Raw genomic sequence first — 16,692 nt, 5'->3', positions numbered from 1 at the left:
TTGCGGCGGGACGGGGCGATCCTCGCATCCGGGCATGAAGTCATGGTTAACAAGTGCCTCATATTCCGGCTTGCGGTAGTATTCGTCCGCCGGAAGGCCCCGCCGATCCTTTGATTTTGACCGCGAGGGGCCTATAAGGCCGCGTTTTCCATTCCTGTTCAGACCCTAAGCTCCGAAGAGACGTCGCATGGCCGGCCATTCCCAATTCAAGAACATCATGCACCGCAAGGGCCGGCAGGATGCCCAGAAGTCGAAGCTTTTCGGCAAGCTGGCCCGCGAAATCACCGTGGCGGCCAAGCTCGGCACCCCGGACCCGGCGATGAATCCGCGGCTGCGCGCCGCCGTGGTCGCGGCCCGCGCCGAGAACATGCCCAAGGACAATATCGACCGCGCCATCAAGAAGGCGGCGGGCAATGAGGGCGAGAACTATGACGAGATCCGCTACGAGGGTTATGGCCCCGGCGGCGTCGCCGTCATCGTCGAGGCGCTGACCGACAACCGCAACCGCGCCGCCTCCGATATCCGCTCCTTCTTCACCAAGTCGGGCGGCAATCTCGGCGAAACCGGCTCGGTCGCCTTCATGTTCGACCGCACCGGCATCATCGAATACGACGCCAAGGTCGCCTCCGACGACGCCATGCTGGATGCCGCGATCGAGGCCGGTGCCGACGACGTGGTCTCCAGCGAAGCCGGCCACGAGGTCTACGCCTCGCAGGACACTTTCCGCGAAGTCGCAAAAGCGCTGGAGGCGAAGTTCGGCGAGCCGCGCAAGGCGGCGCTGACCTGGAAACCGCAGAACACCGTCGCGGTCGACGACGAGACCGGCGAAAAGCTGCTGAAGCTGATGGACCTGCTCAACGAGCACGACGACGTCCAGAACGTGTTCGCCAATTTCGAGGTGTCCGACGCTCTGATCGCGAAGATGGGCGGGTAGTTTGCTTTGTCATTGCCGGGCTTGACCCGGCAATCCATCAAAAAGCAAAGGCTTCTCTGATCGATGGATGCGCGGGTCAAGCCCGCGCATGACGATTGCGGCTATTGTGCTTTCCCGGGTATGAGGCTCCGTTTGTGTTTCGTTCTCCCGGCGCAGGCGGTATCACTAGCCCATGACATCCCAGCCGATTCGCTCTCCCGTCCGTATCATCGGTATCGATCCGGGTCTCCGCCGCACCGGCTGGGGCGTGATCGAGACCGAAGGCAATCGTCTCGTCTATATCGCCTGCGGTTCGGTCGAACCGCCGGACGATCTGCCGCTGGCGAACCGGCTGCTCGCGATCCATGAGGGGCTGGCCGCTGTGCTCGCCGACCACAGACCGGTGGAGGCGGCGGTCGAGCAGACCTTCGTCAACAAGGACGGCGTGGCCACCCTGAAGCTCGGCCAGGCGCGCGGCGTCGCCATGCTGGTGCCCGCAATGTTTGGTATCTCGGTCGCCGAATACGCGCCGAACCAGGTCAAGAAGACCGTGGTCGGCGCCGGACATGCCGAGAAGAACCAGATCCAGGTGATGCTGAAGATCCTGCTGCCGAAAGCCGAGCCGCCATCCGCCGACGCCGCGGACGCGCTCGCCGTCGCGATCACCCACGCCCATCACCGCCAGAGCACCGCGCTGCGGCTCAGGGTGGCGAGCCTATGATAGGCAAGCTGAAGGGGCTGATCGATTCCTATGGCGAGGACTATGTGATCCTCGACGTCGGCGGCGTCGGCTATCAGGTGCATTGCGCGAGCCGCACGTTGCAGGCGTTGCCGTCGCCGGGCGGCGCCGCCGTGCTCTCGATCGAGACCTATGTCCGCGAGGATCAGATCAAACTGTTCGGCTTTCGCAGCGATCACGAGCGCGAGTGGTTTCGCCTGCTGCAGACCGTGCAGGGGGTCGGCGCCAAGGTCGCGCTCGCGGTGCTCGGCACGCTGCCGCCGACCGATCTCGCCAATGCCATCGCGCTGCGCGACAAGGCGGCGGTGGCGCGGACGCCGGGGGTCGGGCCGAAGGTCGCCGAGCGCATCGTCAGCGAATTGAAGGACAAGGCGCCGGGCTTTGCCGATGTCGATCCCGCGGTGGTGCAACTGTCAGGCGCGATCGACAACAACCGCGCGCCGCGTCCGGTCACCGACGCGATCTCGGCGCTGGTCAATCTCGGCTACGGCCAGCCGCAGGCCGCCGCCGCCATCGCCGCCGCCTCGCGCAGCGCCGGTGAGAAGGCCGAGACCGCGCAGCTGATCCGGCTCGGGTTGAAGGAATTGTCGAAGTGATCAGTGGATTGGAGCGCCTCTGTTCTTCACCTCGCCCCGCTTGCGGAGAGAGGTCGGATCGCATCGCAGATGCGATCCGGGTGAGGGGGTACAGGTCTCGACACACAGTGCGCTCGCGGAAGGAGCCCCTCACCCCAACCCTCTCCCCGCAAGAGCGGGGAGAGGGAGAACAATCTCATGTTAGTCTCGCATCATGAATACGCCGTCGCGCATGGTCTCGCCTGAACGCCGCTCCGACGATGTCGGTGACACCGCGCTGCGGCCGCAGTCGCTGACGGAGTTCGTCGGTCAGGCCCAGGCGCGCAAGAATCTCTCGATCTTCATCGAGGCTGCGAAGAAACGCGGCGAGGCGCTCGATCACGTGCTGTTCGTCGGTCCGCCCGGCCTCGGCAAGACCACGCTGGCGCAGATCGTCGCGCGTGAGCTCGGCGTCGGCTTTCGTGCCACCTCCGGCCCTGTCATTGCGAAGGCCGGCGATCTCGCGGCGCTGCTGACCAATCTCGAAGAACGCGATGTGCTGTTCATCGACGAGATCCATCGCCTCAGCCCGGCGGTCGAGGAGGTGCTCTATCCCGCGATGGAGGATTTTCAGCTCGATTTGATCATCGGCGAAGGTCCGGCGGCGCGTTCCGTGAAGATCGAGCTGTCAAAGTTCACGCTGGTCGGCGCGACGACGCGTGCGGGGTTGCTCACCAATCCCTTGCGAGACCGCTTCGGCATTCCGATCCGGCTCAATTTCTACACCGAGGAAGAGCTCGAGAAGATCGTCACCCGCGGTGCCCGCGTGCTCAACATCGGCATGACGGCCGACGGCGCCAACGAGATCGCGCGCCGCGCCCGCGGCACGCCGCGCATCGCCGGCCGCCTGCTGCGCCGGGTGCGCGACTTTGCCTCCGCCGCCGATGCCGATTCCGTCGACCGCGGCATCGCTGACCGGGCGTTGAGCGCGCTCGAGGTGGACAGCGCCGGGCTCGATGCAATGGATCGCCGTTACCTTACCACCATCGCCTTGAACTATGGCGGCGGGCCGGTCGGCGTCGAGACCATGGCGGCGGCGCTGTCGGAGCCGCGCGATGCGATCGAGGACATCATCGAGCCCTATCTGATCCAGTGCGGCTATCTGCAGCGTACTCCGCGGGGCCGGCTTCTGACCTCGCACGCCTTCCGGCATCTCGGCCTCGCCGAGCCGAACCGCGACCCCTCGCAGTTCGGCCTGTTTGGCGGCAACGGCGACGAGGACTGACGCATGATCCGGAAGAGCGCGAAGCGGTTCTTCATGCTGAAGCAAAAGCCCTCCGCTCCCGAAGTCGTGAAGAGACGTGTTGATGCAGCGCATCGCACTTGCCAGTAACCTTGCCCGCTAACCATTGCGGCATCTCTGCAGGCCGTCTGCACAAACGCGGCCAAATTTCGCTCCAATCAAAGGGCCTATGATAACTCAAACGTTTTCGACAAGCGCCAGGCATCACCGATCACACGTCCATGATTTCACGTCGTCATTTTCTGCGCGGGTTCGGCGGATTGACCGCCGCCACTGCTTCGACCGCGGCCTATGGCTTGAGCGAGCCGGTCGTCCGCCTCGCGCTCACGCGCTACGACCTGTCGCCGCGGCAATGGCCGGCGGATTTTCCGCTCAAGATCGCCGCGCTCGCCGACATCCACGCCTGCGATCCCTGGATGTCGCTCGATCGCATCGCTGAGATAGTCGAGCGGACGAACGCCCTGAACCCCGACATCGTCGTGCTGCTCGGCGACTATGTCGCGGGGCTGCGTCACGTCACCCGCTTCATTCCAGCCTCCGACTGGGCCGCGGTGCTGAAGGGCCTGAAGGCGCCGCTCGGCGTGCACGCCGTGCTCGGCAACCACGACTACTGGGAAGACAAGGCGGTACAGCGCTTGGGGCGCGGCATCCCGCTCGCGCGCCGCGCGCTGGAGGGGGCGGGGATTCCGGTCTACGAGAACGACGTGGTGCGGCTCGCCAAGGACGGCCGTCCGTTCTGGCTCGCCGGTCTCGGCGACCAGCTCGCCTTCATGGCGGCGCGGCCCTATCGCCAGGTCACGCGCATCGGCATCGACGATCTCAACGCGACGCTTGCCAAGGTCACTGACGATGCGCCGGTGATCCTGCTCGCGCATGAGCCCGACGTCGCGCTCCGGGTGCCCTCGCGCGTCGCGCTGCAATTGTCCGGCCACACCCATGGCGGGCAGGTGCGGCTGCTCGGCTGGTCGCCGGCCGTGCCGGTGAAGCACGGCATGCGGCTCGCCTATGGCCATATCAAGCTGAAATGCGACGTCGTCGTCTCCGGTGGCCTCGGCTGCAGCATCATGCCGTTCCGCCTCGGCGTGCCGCCCGAGATCGTGCAGGTCACGCTCGGCGCAAAGGGGCCGCTGGTGTCCTGACTACGCTTGCGTGGGCGAGAGCTGCGCATCGGATGCGGGCCGACGGCGGTTCCGTCGAAAGTAACCGCGCTGTATCCGTTCCGGTTCCGGAGTGGCGCCTTTCGACATGGCCGCGATGAAGGATCGTAAGTTGCCGCATATTTCTGTGGACGGTACCCTTCATCCTAAGGTAGCGGGAGGGATTGCGCAAAATGCAGGATTGGTATCCCAAGAAGCTCGTCGTCGGCGTCCAGGGGACGACAGGCACCTACGAGTTCATGAAAACCGTTTTCGGCCGGGAGCAGCCGTTCCGTTACGCCGAATTTGGAATCTACATGGCGGATACCGCAAGAAACGTCTGCCAGCTGTTTCCCGAGTGTGAGCTGCATCTTTTCGATTTCAACGATGCGGTTCAGCGCGCGGAGACAAAGCTCAGCGCCTACCCCAACAAGATCTCATATTTCGGCAACACCCAGAAGTTCAACGATTCCTACAACTGGTCTCTCATGAAGCTGATCAGGCAGTATGAGGGCGCTCCGATCTATGATTATTGCTTTCTCGACGGCGCGCATACGGTCGCAGTCGACGCTTTGAACTACTTCTTGTGCGACAAACTGCTCAAGGTTGGCGGTTACATGGATTTCGACGACTATGAATGGCGTCTGAGGGGATCGTCACTCGATCCGACGAAAATTCCGGCAATCGGCGATCAATATACCGATGAGCAGATCGACGCTTTTCAAGTCAAGATGATCGTTGACGACCTGGTCAGAACAGATCATCGGTACCAAGAGGTCGTCAGAAACAAGGTATTCCAGAAGGTCGCCTGATCCAGATCGCCAGTCGATCCCAAGATTTCCTGACCGTGCTTGCGTCGGCCGGTGATTTTGCGCAATACGAACCAAAGTTTTGCGCAATCGGGGGCTGCAAATGACCTCACCCATTCTCGACGGCCAGATCCGCGACGGCCGCCACCATATGCAGGTCCGCGTCTATTACGAAGACACCGATTTTTCCGGCATCGTCTATCACGCCAATTACCTGCGCTTCATGGAGCGCGGCCGCACCAATCATCTCCGCCTGATGGGCGCCGAGCAGCAGGCGCTGTTCGATGAAGCGCAGGAGGAGACCGGCGGCTTCGCCTTTGTGGTGCGCTCGATGACGCTCGACTTCCTCAAGCCGGCACGGATGGACGACGTGCTCGACGTCGTGACCTGGCCGATCGCGGTGAAGGGCGCCTCCATCATGCTCGCTCAGGAAGTCCGGCGCGGCGATGACGTGCTTGTGAAGGCCGAGGTTCGCGTAGCCTTCATCAGCGGCGGCCGCGCGCAGCCGATTCCGAAAGCTATTCGAGCGCTGATGAAGGCCGATCTGGCTTAGAGCGTTTTCGAGCGAAGTGGGTACCGGTTCGCGTGAAGAAAACGCGTCAAAACAGGAATCCGGAGCCCCGTTCCGATACAATCGGAACGGAATAGGCTCCAGCTATCGGGCGATAAGAAACGACCCATCGACTCTGCGCGGCGCGGCGATAGATTTGCGCCTGACAAAGCGCGATCAGATGGATCGCGTTTGTCTTACATTTCGAGCATGATCTTTTCGGAAAACCGCTTCACACTTTTCCGGATCATGCTTCAACCGCGAGGGATCGCCAATGTCACGCCCGCCGCTGCCACCCTTCACCCGCGAGACCGCCGCACAGAAAGCGCGCATGGCGGAGGACGCCTGGAATTCGCGCGACCCGGTTCGGGTTGCCGGCGCCTATACCGAGGACAGCCGCTGGCGCAACCGCTCCGAGGTGTTTCAGGGCCGCGAGGCGATCGTGGCCTTCCTGACCCGCAAATGGGAGAAGGAGCAGGAGTATCGCCTGATCAAGGATCTCTGGGCATTCGACGGCAACCGCATCGCGGTCCGCTTCCAGTACGAATGGCACAATGCCGGCGGCAACTGGTTTCGCTCCTACGGCAACGAGCAGTGGGAGTTCGACGAGCACGGCCTGATGCGCCGCCGCGAGGCCTCGATCAACGACATCGCGATCGCAGAGAAGGACCGCCGCTTCCACTGGCCTGCGCCGGGCCCGCGTCCGGCCGACGTCCCGGGCCTCGGGCCGGAGCCGTTTTGACTGGCGCGTAGCCCGGATGGAGCGAAGCGAAATCCGGGGCGGCGGTCTCGTCTGCGGCTGACCCTCCCGGATTGCGCTGCGCTGCATCCGGGCTACAGCGCGTTTGTGCCGGCTTATCGAAAACGATTGCGAGTCTCGATGAGGATCGGTTTATTCTGGTCCGCGTTGCAACCTCACCGCGTCTGCCGGACCCCATTACATGCCAATTAAACGTTCTGCCGCTGCGCTCGCAGGCTTCCTCCTCGCGACCGTCTTCATAGCCGTTCCTATTCAGCCAAGCGCAGCGAAAGGTAAAATGCGCGGGCCCGAAACCTGGGGACCGATGTTCAGGCATCAGGTCGAGAGGTGTTGGAGCAAACCTGTACGTGTCGAAAACGATACCGCGAGCATGAAGGCCGAGTTCATGATCGAGCTGACACGAGAGGGCAAGCTGGATGGGCAACCTGTCCTGTCTTCCGGGAGCAGTTCAGCAACATCAGATACGGCTCGGGCCTATCAACAGAGCGCGCTCAGAGCGATTGCTGACTGCCAACCTTACACTTTGCCGGCGGAATACTACGATCAGTGGAAGAAGTTCGTGCCGGTCTTCACTGATACGCCACTCGATCGCGCAGGGAAGCCTATCGGTGGGGAGCTCGATACTCGCAAGCTTTCAATTTGCCGAGGATGCTGACGTAACAGCAAGCAGCACATTTTGCGGAAGCAGCCCCTCACCCCGACTCTCTCCCCGTAAGAACGGGGAGAGAGACGAGAGTGCCCTTACGCCGCCGCCTTATGCCGCGCGATCTCGGCCTTGTAGAGTTCGAACTCCTCCGCGAGCGCCTTCGCAACCGAAGGCCGAGTGCGCAGGCGTTCGTAATAGGCCTTCAGCGCCGGCCACTTCGCGAGCTCGATCGGCGGCGTCGCCATGGTCCAGTTGATCACCGTGACGAGATAGGCGTCGGCGACGCTGAAATGATCGAGCAGGTAGTCGCGGCCCTTCAGGTGGTCCTCGAGATAGTCGAGCCGCGAGACATATTTCTCGAGCGCATAGGTCTTGGCCTCCGGCGGCGCCTTCTTGTCGAGCAGCGGCAGGAACAGGCCCTTGTGCAGCTCGGTGCCGATGAAGCACAGCCATTGATGCAGCTTTGAACGCTCGGCGTTCGATACGGTGCCGATGCCGGCCCGCGGAAACTGGTCGGCGACATATTGCAGGATTGCGGCGTTCTCGGTCAGCACGACGCCGTCGTCGGTGCGCAGCGTCGGTACCAGCCCGAGCGGGTTGACCTTGTTGAAGTCGGAGCCGTCGTTGCGCACCGCCTTGGTCTTCGGGTCGACCTCGAGATAATTGGCCGGCTGGCCGGCTTCATAGAGCGCGACGCGGGTCGCCATCGAGCAGGCGAGGGGCGAGAAATAAAGGTCCATGGGTGCCTCCAGTGTCTGGCGCGGGTGTCCGGCCGTTGTTGATTTTTGTACTGTCTTGGATAATATTGATGGCGTCAAGGAATTAAATGCGAAATGGTACAAAAAAATAACAAGCCGCCGTCTGCTGCCAAAATCGCGGCGCCGGTCGCGCCGAAGCGCCGCGGGCGGCCGCGCGCCTACGAGCCCGATGTCGCGCTCGGCAAGGCGCTCGATCTGTTCCGGCGCGACGGCTTCGCCGCGACTTCGCTCGACGATCTGAGCGCGGCGACCGGCATGAACCGGCCGAGCCTCTACGGCGCGTTCGGCGACAAGCGCGAGCTCTACATCAAGAGCTACCAGCGCTATCGCGACGATGCGCGCGCCGCGATGGTCGACATCTTCCGCGCCGACGCGCCGCTGCGCGAGCGGCTCGAGCGCATCTATCGGATCGCGCTCGACATCTATCTCTCCGGCGAGTCCGGCCCGCGCGGTTGCTTCACCGTGATGACGGCTGCGTCGGAGGCGGTGTCGGATCCGGACATCCGCACCATGGTGGTCGAGGGCCTGACCGAGCTCGACAAGGCGTTCGGCATCTGCTTCCGCCATGCCAAGGAGCGCGGGGAGCTGCCTGACGGGACCGATCCGGCGGCGCTGGCGCATCTGGCCTCGGCCACCATCCACACCATCGCGATCCGCGCCCGTGCCCGCGTGCCGCGCAAGGAGCTCGAGGCGATCGTGAAGGGTGCCATCGACGTGCTGTGCGGGGCGAAATAGCCGCCCAAATTTTCTTACCGAGCAAATGTCGGGCGCTGTTTTTCCCGCCCGTCTTCCGTAAGGTCTCCCCACTCACGGAAGCGGAACATCATGGGAAAAGTCAGGACTTCAGTATTCACAGTCTCGATCGACGGATTTGGCGCTGCGCTGAATCAGAGCCTCGAACATCCGTTCGGCGTGGGCGGCCTGGCGCTGCCCGCGGCCTGGTTCTTCGAGACGCGAACCTTTCGCGCGATGACCGGCCAGGACGGCGGCACCACCGGTCTCGACGACGAGATCGCGCGCAAGTCGATGGAGGGGATCGGCGCCTGGATCATGGGCCGCAACATGTTCGGCCCGATCCGCGGGCCATGGCCGGATCATGCCTGGAAGGGCTGGTGGGGCGACAATCCGCCATACCACACCCCGGTGTTCGTGCTGACTCAACACGCGCGGCCCGACATCGAGATGGAAGGCGGCACCACGTTCCATTTCGTGACCGACGGCATGCTCGCGGCGCTCGCGCGGGCGCGCGCGGTTGCGGGCGACAAGGATATCCGCGTCGGCGGTGGCGTCTCGGTGGTGCGGCAATTCCTGCAGGCGCGCCTGCTCGACGAGCTGCAACTGGTGTTGCCGCCGGTCGCGCTCGGCGCCGGCGAGAGTTTGTTCGCGGGCATCGATCTGCCCGCCCTCGGCTATGCCGTCGTCTCGCATGTCGCGAGCCCGCACGCCACCCACGTCACCTTCGCGCGCAAGACGTCCTAGTCAGCCGTGCATCTTGTCCGTCATTGCGAGCGAAGCGAAGCAATCCATGTCTTCGCATACGCGGTACGATGGATTGCTTCGTCGCTTCGCTCCTCGCAATGACGCTCGAGCGCGATTCCGCAATCGCCGCTTTCGTAGCCCGGATGCAGCGAAGCGAAATCCGGGCTACGCGCTGGCGTCAATATCCCCGCTTGCGATCGACGAGGTTGTCCAGCGCGCCGCCGGCCTCGAAGCGCGCGATCTGCTGCGCGACATATTTCGAGATCTCGTCGGCGTCGGTGTCGGCGGCGTTGTGCGGCGTCAGCACCACCTTCGGGTGGCTCCAGAACGGGCTCGCTTCGGGCAGCGGCTCGGTCTCGAAGACGTCGAGCGAGGCGGCGCCCAGCGTGCCGTCATCGAGCGCGCGCAGGATGTCGGCCTCGTTCTGCAAGCCGCCGCGGCCGGCATTGATGATGACGGGCGCGCCGAGTGGGCTCTCGCGGTTCAGCTTCGCGAACGCGTTGCGGTTCAGCACATGCCTTGTATCCGGCGTCAACGGCAGCAGGCAGACCAGGATGTTGGTCTCGCGCAGGAATGCGTCGAGCCCTTCCGCGCCGTGATAGCAGGCGGTGCCGTCGATCCGCTTCTCGCTGCGGCTCCAGCCGACGACGCGAAAGCCGAGCGCGCGCAGCGCCTGCGCCGATGCGGCGCCGAGCGTGCCGAGCCCCATGACGCCGACGGTGATCGCGCTCGCCGCCCACTGATAGTCCGGCGCCCAGCGCTTCACCCGCTGCGACTCGCGCAAATAGAGCTCCTGGCGGTGATGCATCAGCACGTGCAGCACGACATATTCGGTCATGCGGTCGGTGAGATCGGAGACTGCGACCCGCACCAGCGGCACGTCGGGCAGCGAGCGATCAGCCATCAGCGCGTCGACCCCGGCGCCGAGATTGAAGATGACGCGCAGGTTCTTGAATGCCGCGAGCTCGCCCGGCTTCGGCTTCCACACCGCGGCGTAATGCACCTCGGCGGGATCGAGCGTGCCGTCCGGCAGCAGCACGACGCGGCGGTCCGGGCAGACTGCATCGAACCGCGCCTTCCAGCGCGCCGACGACCAGTTTTCCGAGCCGCCATTGATCAGCAGCGCGAGCGCGCCCTTACCCATCCCGATACCTCCAGCATTTATGTGATATAAGTCACAGAGCGGGTCCGGCCCGCTCCCATCTCCTGCCATCAACAGGGGAGAACTTCCATGCGCAAACTGATCCTGGTGTCGGCTTTCATCCCAGCCGCCGTCGCCACGGCCCGCGCCCGTGCTCGCAAACGCCGACACGCCGGCTCGGGCTCAACCGGCCGTTGCTCCAACGCAGGCCGAACCCCAGCCGGCCCCATCGCAGGCTCAGGCGCAACCCGTGGCGTCTCCGCGGCGGCAGGCGTCCCGTCCGGTGACGAGGAGCCACGTCCGCCATCGCGAGAGCAACGAAGCCAAGACGCGCCGGATCGCCGCCCGCTACGGCGTCTATTGGTAACAGCGCATTCATCGTCGCCGCGACAACGTCCCCTCCGTCGAAGCGCGCCATGAAGCCCCGATCAAAATCCACCGTCGGCACCCGGAACCTAAATTTCTTTCGCGCCCCCTGTCGGCAGCGGGCATAATCGTTCGTTCTTGCAATGAACGGAGATGCCTTTTCGATGCTGTACGCCATCCTCTGCTATCATGACGAAGACATGGTCGGCTCCTGGAGCAAGGAACACGACGCCTCCGTCATGCAGAAACTGTCCGTCGTGCAGGACAAGCTCGCCAAGCAGGGCAAGCTCGGCCCGGTGGCGCGGCTGTTGCCGACCACCGCGGCGACCACGCTGCGCAAGGAAAATCCGCCGCTGGTGCTGGACGGCCCGTTCGCCGAAACCAAGGAACAGCTGCTCGGCTTCTATCTGGTCGAGGGCAAGAACCTCGACGAGGTGCTCGACATCGCGCGCGACCTCGGCGAGGCCAATCCCGGCGGCACCTATGAGATACGCCCGGTCGGCTACTTCAATCAGGGGGGTACCAAGGCGTGAGCGTGACCGACACCGCCTGGATCGATGCTGCGTTGACGTCCGCGCGTCCCCAGGCGGTCGGCGCCCTGCTGCGCTACTTCCGCAATCTCGACACCGCCGAGGAGGCATTCCAGAACGCCTGCCTGCGGGCGCTCAAGAGCTGGCCGCAGAACGGCCCGCCGCGCGATCCCGCGGCGTGGCTGATCATGGTCGGCCGCAACGTCGCGATCGACGAGGTCCGCCGCAACAAGAAGCAGCAGCCGCTGCCCGAGGACGACCAGGCGATCTCCGACCTCGACGACGCCGAGGACGAGATCGCCGAGCGGCTCGACGGCTCGCATTACCGCGACGACATCCTGCGGCTGCTGTTCATCTGCTGTCACAAGGATCTGCCGGCGACGCAGCAGATCGCGCTCGCGCTGCGCATCGTCTCAGGTCTCACGGTGAAGCAGATCGCGCGCGCCTTCCTGGTCTCGGAAGCGGCGATGGAGCAGCGTATCACGCGGGCCAAGGCGCGCGTCGCCGATGCCAACGTGCCGTTCGAGACGCCGGGCGCGGTCGAGCGCAGCGAGCGGCTCGCCTCGGTCGCGGCGATGATCTATCTGATCTTCAACGAGGGCTATTCGGCGAGCGGCGACACCGCCGCAATCCGCGCGCCGCTGTGCGAGGAGGCGATTCGCCTCGCCCGCCTGCTGCTGCGCCTGTTCCAGAGCGAGCCCGAGATCATGGGGCTGACCGCGCTGCTGTTGTTGCAGCATGCCCGCGCCGAGGCGCGCTTCGACACCGATGGCCAGGTGATCCTGCTCGACGACCAGGACCGCAGCCTGTGGAATCAAAAGCAGATCGCCGAGGGCCTCGCGCTGATCGACAAGGCGATGCGCCACCGCCGCAGCGGGCCGTATCAGGTGCAGGCGGCGATCGCCGCGCTGCACGCCCGTGCGGAAAAGCCCGAGGATACCGACTGGACCCAGATCGATTTGCTGTACGGCGCGCTCGAGGTCATGCAGCCGTCGCCGGTGATCACGCTCAACCGCGCCGTTGCGGTCTCCAAGGTGAAGGGGCCGGAAGCCGCGCTCGAGATGATCGAGCCCTTGGCGCCGCGGCTTGCCAACTACTTCCATTATTTCGGCGTGCGCGGCGCCTTCCTGATGCAGCTCGGCCGCAACGAGGAGGCCCGCATCGCCTTCGACCGCGCCATCGCGCTTGCCAACACCACCGCCGAAGCCGCCCACATCCGCATGCATATCGACCGCCTGATGCGCGACAGCCAGCCGCGCAACGCGAAGGCGGGGAAATAGTCGTCCAAGTCGTCGCGCGGCCGTCATGCGCGGCCCTGGGCCCGTATAGCTTCCTCCTCGAAGGCGATGCTTCCCCCGAAGCCGCGATTGCCGCCCGGCGTCGAAAACGACGCCGGCTGTCGCCATTGCCTGCTTCCCTGCGGCGCACCTCCGCAGTAGCCTGCGTGAATTGCACACAAAACCATTGCCCGGAGAATGAAATGATTGATCGCCCGCTCGATGAATCGGCGCATTCAGCGCAAGGCAATCGCCAAATGAATCGCCGCGATCTGCTGTTGAACGGCAGCTCGGTCCTGGCCATGCTTGCGTTGGCGTCGATTGCGCCTGCGAACCTCACGTCTGCCGCCGCGCAATCGACCGCGCCGCGCCCCCACATCGTTTACATCGTCGCGGACGACCTCGGATGGAAGGACCTCGGATTTCACGGCTCCGACATCAAGACCCCAAATATCGACAAGCTTGCGCAGGACGGGGCCCGGCTCGAGCAATTTTACGTCCAGCCGATGTGCACCCCCACCCGCGCAGCATTGATGACCGGCCGTTATCCGTGCCGCTACGGCTTGCAAACCCTGGTCATTCCGACGCCCGCCAAATACGGATTACCGACCGATGAATGGCTGCTGCCCCAGGCGCTCAAGGAAGCAGGCTACAGGACCGCCATGGTCGGAAAGTGGCACCTTGGGCACGCCGACCGCAAGTTCTGGCCGCGTCAACGCGGGTTCGATTACCACTATGGATCGATGGTCGGCGAGGTCGATTACTTCACCCATTCATCTGCAAACGTGCGCGACTGGTATCGCGACGACAAGCCGGTGAATGAGCCGGGCTACGTCACGCAATTGTGGGGTGCGGATGCAGTCGCGCAAATCGACGCTCACGATCCAAAGACACCGTTGTTTCTCTATTTGGCCTTTACCGCTCCGCACTCGCCTTACCAGGCTCCCAAAGACTATATCGACAGGTACCGGCATATCGAAGATCCAACGAGGCGCACCTACGCCGCAATGATCACGTGCATGGACGACGAGATCGGCAAGCTGGTCTCCGCGCTCGAACGGAAGAAGATGCGCGAGAACACCTTGATCGTTTTCATGAGCGACAACGGCGGCAACCAGACCGCGCTCCTTGCCGGCGATGCGGACGTGTCGAAGCTGAAGCTGCCAGCCGACAACGGTCCGTACCGCGGCGGAAAAGGCATGTTGTACGAAGGCGGGACGCGCGTCGCTGCGTTCGCGAACTGGCCGGGGCAGATCAGTGCCGGCGAGGTGCGGGAGATGATGCATGTCGTCGACATGTTCCCGACGCTCGCCGGCCTCGCCGGCGCCGACCTCGTCAAGGGAGGCAAGGGAAAGCCGCTCGATGGGCTGAACGTCTGGGCCACCGTCAGCAAAGGCGCCCCCTCGCCCAGGCAGGAGGTGGTCTACAACATCGAGCCGTTCCGCGGCGGCGTACGCGTAGGTGACTGGAAGCTGATCTGGCGGACGCCGCTCCCTTCGGCGACCGAGCTGTACAATATCCCGCAAGACCCGTCGGAAAAAGCCAACCTGGCCGAAAGCAATCCGCAGAAGGTCAGGGAGTTGCAGTCCCGCATCGAACAGCTCGCCAGGGAGAGCGCGAAGTCTCTGTTTCTTGCCGACGCGTTCGCGGCGGTCAAAGGGGCGGCTCACGGGCCGCCTTCGCTGCCCAGCGAGGAAGCCTTTTTCACGCAAGGTGACTGAGGGCGAGGGGCTGAGGCCACCCCCGTCGAAGGGGCAAACCCCATTGGATCTGGCCGGATGCCCGTGATTCAAGCTCCCGCACCGGAAGCTTCGATCATGCATTGCGACGACATCCAAAAATCTTCATCGGGGTTGTCGGCCCCGCATTCCGCCGTTCGTCTTGATGACAGAGCATCACCAAGCGTTACGGAGCCTGTCATGCCGACGATCGTCGACACCGAAGTCTCAAAGCCCGCCCGCATCACCGGCCGCGTCATGAGCGGCGTGGTCGTCCTGTTCCTGCTGTTCGACGGCGCGATCAAGCTGGTGCCGTTGTCGGTCGTCACCGAGACCATGGACAGGATGGGCTTCGGCGCGAGCGATGCGCTGGCGCGCAACCTCGGCATCATCACCATCGTCTGCACGCTGCTCTACTCGGTGCCGCCGACCTCGATCCTCGGCGCCATCCTGCTCACCGGCTATCTCGGCGGCGCGATCGCATCGCATGTGCGGATCGGCAGCCCGCTGTTCACCCACACGCTGTTCGGACTCTATCTCGGCCTGATGCTGTGGGGCGGGCTCTATCTGCGCGACGGCAATCTGCGCGCAATGCTTCCATTTCGCCGGTGAGGTATTGTTCAATCCATCCCTGTGGAGACTGACATGTTCGAGACCATTGCCATCATCGCGATTGTCCTCGGCGTCGCGATCGCCGTCATCCTCATCCTCGCGGCGACCAAGCCGGGCACGCTCCGCGTCACGCGTGCGATCAGCATCAACGCGCCGGCCGAGCGGATCTTTCCATTGATCGACGATTTCCATCAGTGGACGCTCTGGTCGCCCTACGAGAACCGGGATCCGGCCATGAAGCGGATCTATGGCGGCGCCGGGCGCGGGCAGGGCGCGGCCTATGCCTGGGACGGCAACAAGAATGTCGGTGCCGGCCGCATGGAGATCCTGCAATCCTCCGCGCCGTCGAAGATCGTCATCAAGCTCGACTTCATCAAGCCGTTCGAAGGCCACAACACCGCCGAGTTCACAATGCTGCCGCAGGGAAATGCGACCAGCGTCACATGGACCATGTATGGTCCGGCCGTCTTCATGTCGAAGGTGATGCAGGTGTTCATGAACCTGGATCGCATGATCGGCAGGGATTTCGAGGTCGGTCTCGCCAATCTGAAGAAACTGACTGAGAAGTAGCGCGTTTTCGAGCGAGGTGGTTACCGGTTCGTGTCGGGAAAACGCGTCAAGGTAACAATCCGGAGCCCTCGTTCCGATACCATCGCGACGAGGCTCGAATGACCCAAGGGAGCATGCGATGCAGGTCAACCCCTATCTCTCCTACGACGGCAATTGCGGCGCCGCGCTGAAATTCTACGAGAAGGTTCTCGGCGCCCGGATCGAGGAAACTTTTCCCTACGGCGAAGGCAGTGCGGAGATGCAGACGCCGCCCGGCTGGAAAGACAAGATCATGCACGCCCGCCTCACGATCGACGGCGAGATCATCATGGCCTCCGACGCCCCGCCCGGCCACTTCCAGAAGCCGCAGGGCTTCCACGTCGCGTTGCAGGTCGAGGATCCCGCGGAGGCCGAACGCCGCTTCAAGGCGCTGTCCGAGGGCGGTACGGTGACGATGCCGTTCGGCAAGACCTTCTTCTCCAACGGCTTCGGTATGTGCGTCGATCAGTTCGGCATCCCCTGGATGGTGAACTGCCCGCAGGGGATGTAGGCTGGCGGCTTATTCCGCCGAGCTCATTCCCTACCCGTCATGCTGAGGAGGCCGTGGAGCGGCTGTCTCGAAGCACGACGGCCCGGCTGTGGCCGTGCATCTTTCGAGGCTCGCCCAGCGGTGCAAGTGCACCGCAAGGCTCGCACCTCAGCGACTGTGTTCTTCGTCAAGCGGATTGCCATGGTTTTTGGTCCCTGAGCATGGCGTTGAGGGTTGTGAGGACTTTGCGTGCAACGGCGATGAGGGCGACCATCTTGGGCTTTCCAGCGGTCACCAGGCGTCGGTAGAAGACCTTGAGCTGC

The 16,692-nt window shown here is 63.9% G+C and carries 19 protein-coding genes and 1 pseudogene; 17 read left to right on the top strand and 3 right to left on the bottom strand.

The window, feature by feature from the left end; genetic code table 11:
* Positions 1-187: 187 nt before the first annotated feature.
* The 9 genes from I6F38_RS37795 to I6F38_RS37755 all read left to right on the top strand — a co-directional run bounded on the left by I6F38_RS37795 (position 188) and on the right by I6F38_RS37755 (position 7,419).
* Positions 188-934 (top strand): YebC/PmpR family DNA-binding transcriptional regulator, encoded by a 747-nt coding sequence (locus I6F38_RS37795; protein WP_225163984.1) that lies wholly within the window; start codon positions 188-190, stop codon positions 932-934.
* A gap of 172 nt (positions 935-1,106) precedes the next feature.
* The gene (ruvC, locus tag I6F38_RS37790) at positions 1,107-1,634 is read left to right on the top strand and encodes a crossover junction endodeoxyribonuclease RuvC (protein ID WP_225163983.1); all 528 of its coding nucleotides are present in this window, start codon (positions 1,107-1,109) and stop codon (positions 1,632-1,634) included.
* Positions 1,631-2,248, top strand: coding sequence for a Holliday junction branch migration protein RuvA (ruvA, locus tag I6F38_RS37785; RefSeq protein ID WP_038386561.1), 618 nt, complete (start codon positions 1,631-1,633; stop codon positions 2,246-2,248). Before ruvC ends, ruvA begins: the two co-directional genes overlap by 4 nt.
* A 193-nt stretch (positions 2,249-2,441) precedes the next feature.
* On the top strand, positions 2,442-3,491 hold the full coding sequence (gene ruvB / locus I6F38_RS37780) for a Holliday junction branch migration DNA helicase RuvB (RefSeq protein WP_092087605.1): 1,050 nt from the start codon (positions 2,442-2,444) through the stop codon (positions 3,489-3,491).
* Between the two features lie 239 nt (positions 3,492-3,730).
* Positions 3,731-4,648, top strand: coding sequence for a metallophosphoesterase (locus I6F38_RS37775; protein ID WP_225163982.1), 918 nt, complete (start codon positions 3,731-3,733; stop codon positions 4,646-4,648).
* Between the two features lie 191 nt (positions 4,649-4,839).
* Positions 4,840-5,457 carry a hypothetical protein gene (locus I6F38_RS37770; protein WP_076825032.1) on the top strand — a complete coding sequence of 206 codons (618 nt, stop codon included), beginning with the start codon at positions 4,840-4,842 and terminating at the stop codon, positions 5,455-5,457.
* A 100-nt stretch (positions 5,458-5,557) separates the two neighbouring features.
* On the top strand, positions 5,558-6,007 hold the full coding sequence (gene ybgC / locus I6F38_RS37765) for a tol-pal system-associated acyl-CoA thioesterase (RefSeq protein WP_028332822.1): 450 nt from the start codon (positions 5,558-5,560) through the stop codon (positions 6,005-6,007).
* A 271-nt stretch (positions 6,008-6,278) separates the two neighbouring features.
* The gene (locus I6F38_RS37760; protein WP_225163981.1) at positions 6,279-6,746 is read left to right on the top strand and encodes a nuclear transport factor 2 family protein; all 468 of its coding nucleotides are present in this window, start codon (positions 6,279-6,281) and stop codon (positions 6,744-6,746) included.
* A 199-nt stretch (positions 6,747-6,945) separates the two neighbouring features.
* Positions 6,946-7,419 (top strand): hypothetical protein, encoded by a 474-nt coding sequence (locus I6F38_RS37755; protein WP_225163980.1) that lies wholly within the window; start codon positions 6,946-6,948, stop codon positions 7,417-7,419.
* Between the two features lie 86 nt (positions 7,420-7,505).
* Here I6F38_RS37755 and I6F38_RS37750 read toward each other — a convergent pair whose 3' ends face one another.
* Complete coding sequence (locus tag I6F38_RS37750) at positions 7,506-8,150, bottom strand: glutathione binding-like protein (RefSeq protein WP_038386557.1); 645 nt, start codon at positions 8,148-8,150, stop codon at positions 7,506-7,508.
* A 93-nt stretch (positions 8,151-8,243) separates the two neighbouring features.
* Here I6F38_RS37750 and I6F38_RS37745 point away from each other — a divergent pair, with 93 nt between their 5' ends.
* On the top strand, positions 8,244-8,903 hold the full coding sequence (locus I6F38_RS37745) for a TetR/AcrR family transcriptional regulator (protein WP_225163979.1): 660 nt from the start codon (positions 8,244-8,246) through the stop codon (positions 8,901-8,903).
* Positions 8,904-8,993: 90 nt separating this feature from the next.
* A complete protein-coding gene (locus tag I6F38_RS37740) occupies positions 8,994-9,647 on the top strand; it encodes a dihydrofolate reductase family protein (protein WP_225163978.1) in 654 nt (217 codons plus the stop codon).
* A gap of 178 nt (positions 9,648-9,825) precedes the next feature.
* Here the strand turns inward: I6F38_RS37740 and I6F38_RS37735 are convergent, their stop codons facing one another.
* Positions 9,826-10,791, bottom strand: a complete 966-nt coding sequence (locus tag I6F38_RS37735; protein ID WP_225163977.1) for a glyoxylate/hydroxypyruvate reductase A — start codon at positions 10,789-10,791, stop codon at positions 9,826-9,828.
* Positions 10,792-11,318: 527 nt separating this feature from the next.
* Here I6F38_RS37735 and I6F38_RS37730 point away from each other — a divergent pair.
* The 6 genes from I6F38_RS37730 (at position 11,319) to I6F38_RS37705 (ending at position 16,390) form a co-directional block, all read left to right on the top strand.
* Entirely contained in the window at positions 11,319-11,687 is a 369-nt protein-coding gene (locus I6F38_RS37730) for a YciI family protein (protein ID WP_028332829.1), read from the top strand.
* Positions 11,684-12,964, top strand: coding sequence for an RNA polymerase sigma factor (locus I6F38_RS37725; RefSeq protein WP_225163976.1), 1,281 nt, complete (start codon positions 11,684-11,686; stop codon positions 12,962-12,964). Before I6F38_RS37730 ends, I6F38_RS37725 begins: the two co-directional genes overlap by 4 nt.
* Before the next feature lie 200 nt (positions 12,965-13,164).
* On the top strand, positions 13,165-14,682 hold the full coding sequence (locus I6F38_RS37720) for an arylsulfatase (protein ID WP_225163975.1): 1,518 nt from the start codon (positions 13,165-13,167) through the stop codon (positions 14,680-14,682).
* 198 nt (positions 14,683-14,880) lie between these two features.
* A complete protein-coding gene (locus I6F38_RS37715; RefSeq protein ID WP_225163974.1) occupies positions 14,881-15,291 on the top strand; it encodes a DoxX family protein in 411 nt (136 codons plus the stop codon).
* Positions 15,292-15,324: 33 nt separating this feature from the next.
* Positions 15,325-15,861 carry an SRPBCC family protein gene (locus I6F38_RS37710; RefSeq protein ID WP_225163973.1) on the top strand — a complete coding sequence of 179 codons (537 nt, stop codon included), beginning with the start codon at positions 15,325-15,327 and terminating at the stop codon, positions 15,859-15,861.
* A 118-nt stretch (positions 15,862-15,979) separates the two neighbouring features.
* A complete protein-coding gene (locus I6F38_RS37705; RefSeq protein WP_225163972.1) occupies positions 15,980-16,390 on the top strand; it encodes a VOC family protein in 411 nt (136 codons plus the stop codon).
* Positions 16,391-16,556: 166 nt separating this feature from the next.
* Here the strand turns inward: I6F38_RS37705 and I6F38_RS37700 are convergent.
* Positions 16,557-16,692 (bottom strand): annotated as a pseudogene (locus I6F38_RS37700) (IS110 family transposase); the annotation flags it as partial.

The organism is Bradyrhizobium sp. BRP56, assembly GCF_020194035.1.
Classification (GTDB): Bacteria; Pseudomonadota; Alphaproteobacteria; order Rhizobiales; family Xanthobacteraceae; genus Bradyrhizobium; species Bradyrhizobium australafricanum.
Note: the sequence above shows the minus strand (reverse complement) of the source record. Positions and strands in the feature narration are given on the sequence as shown.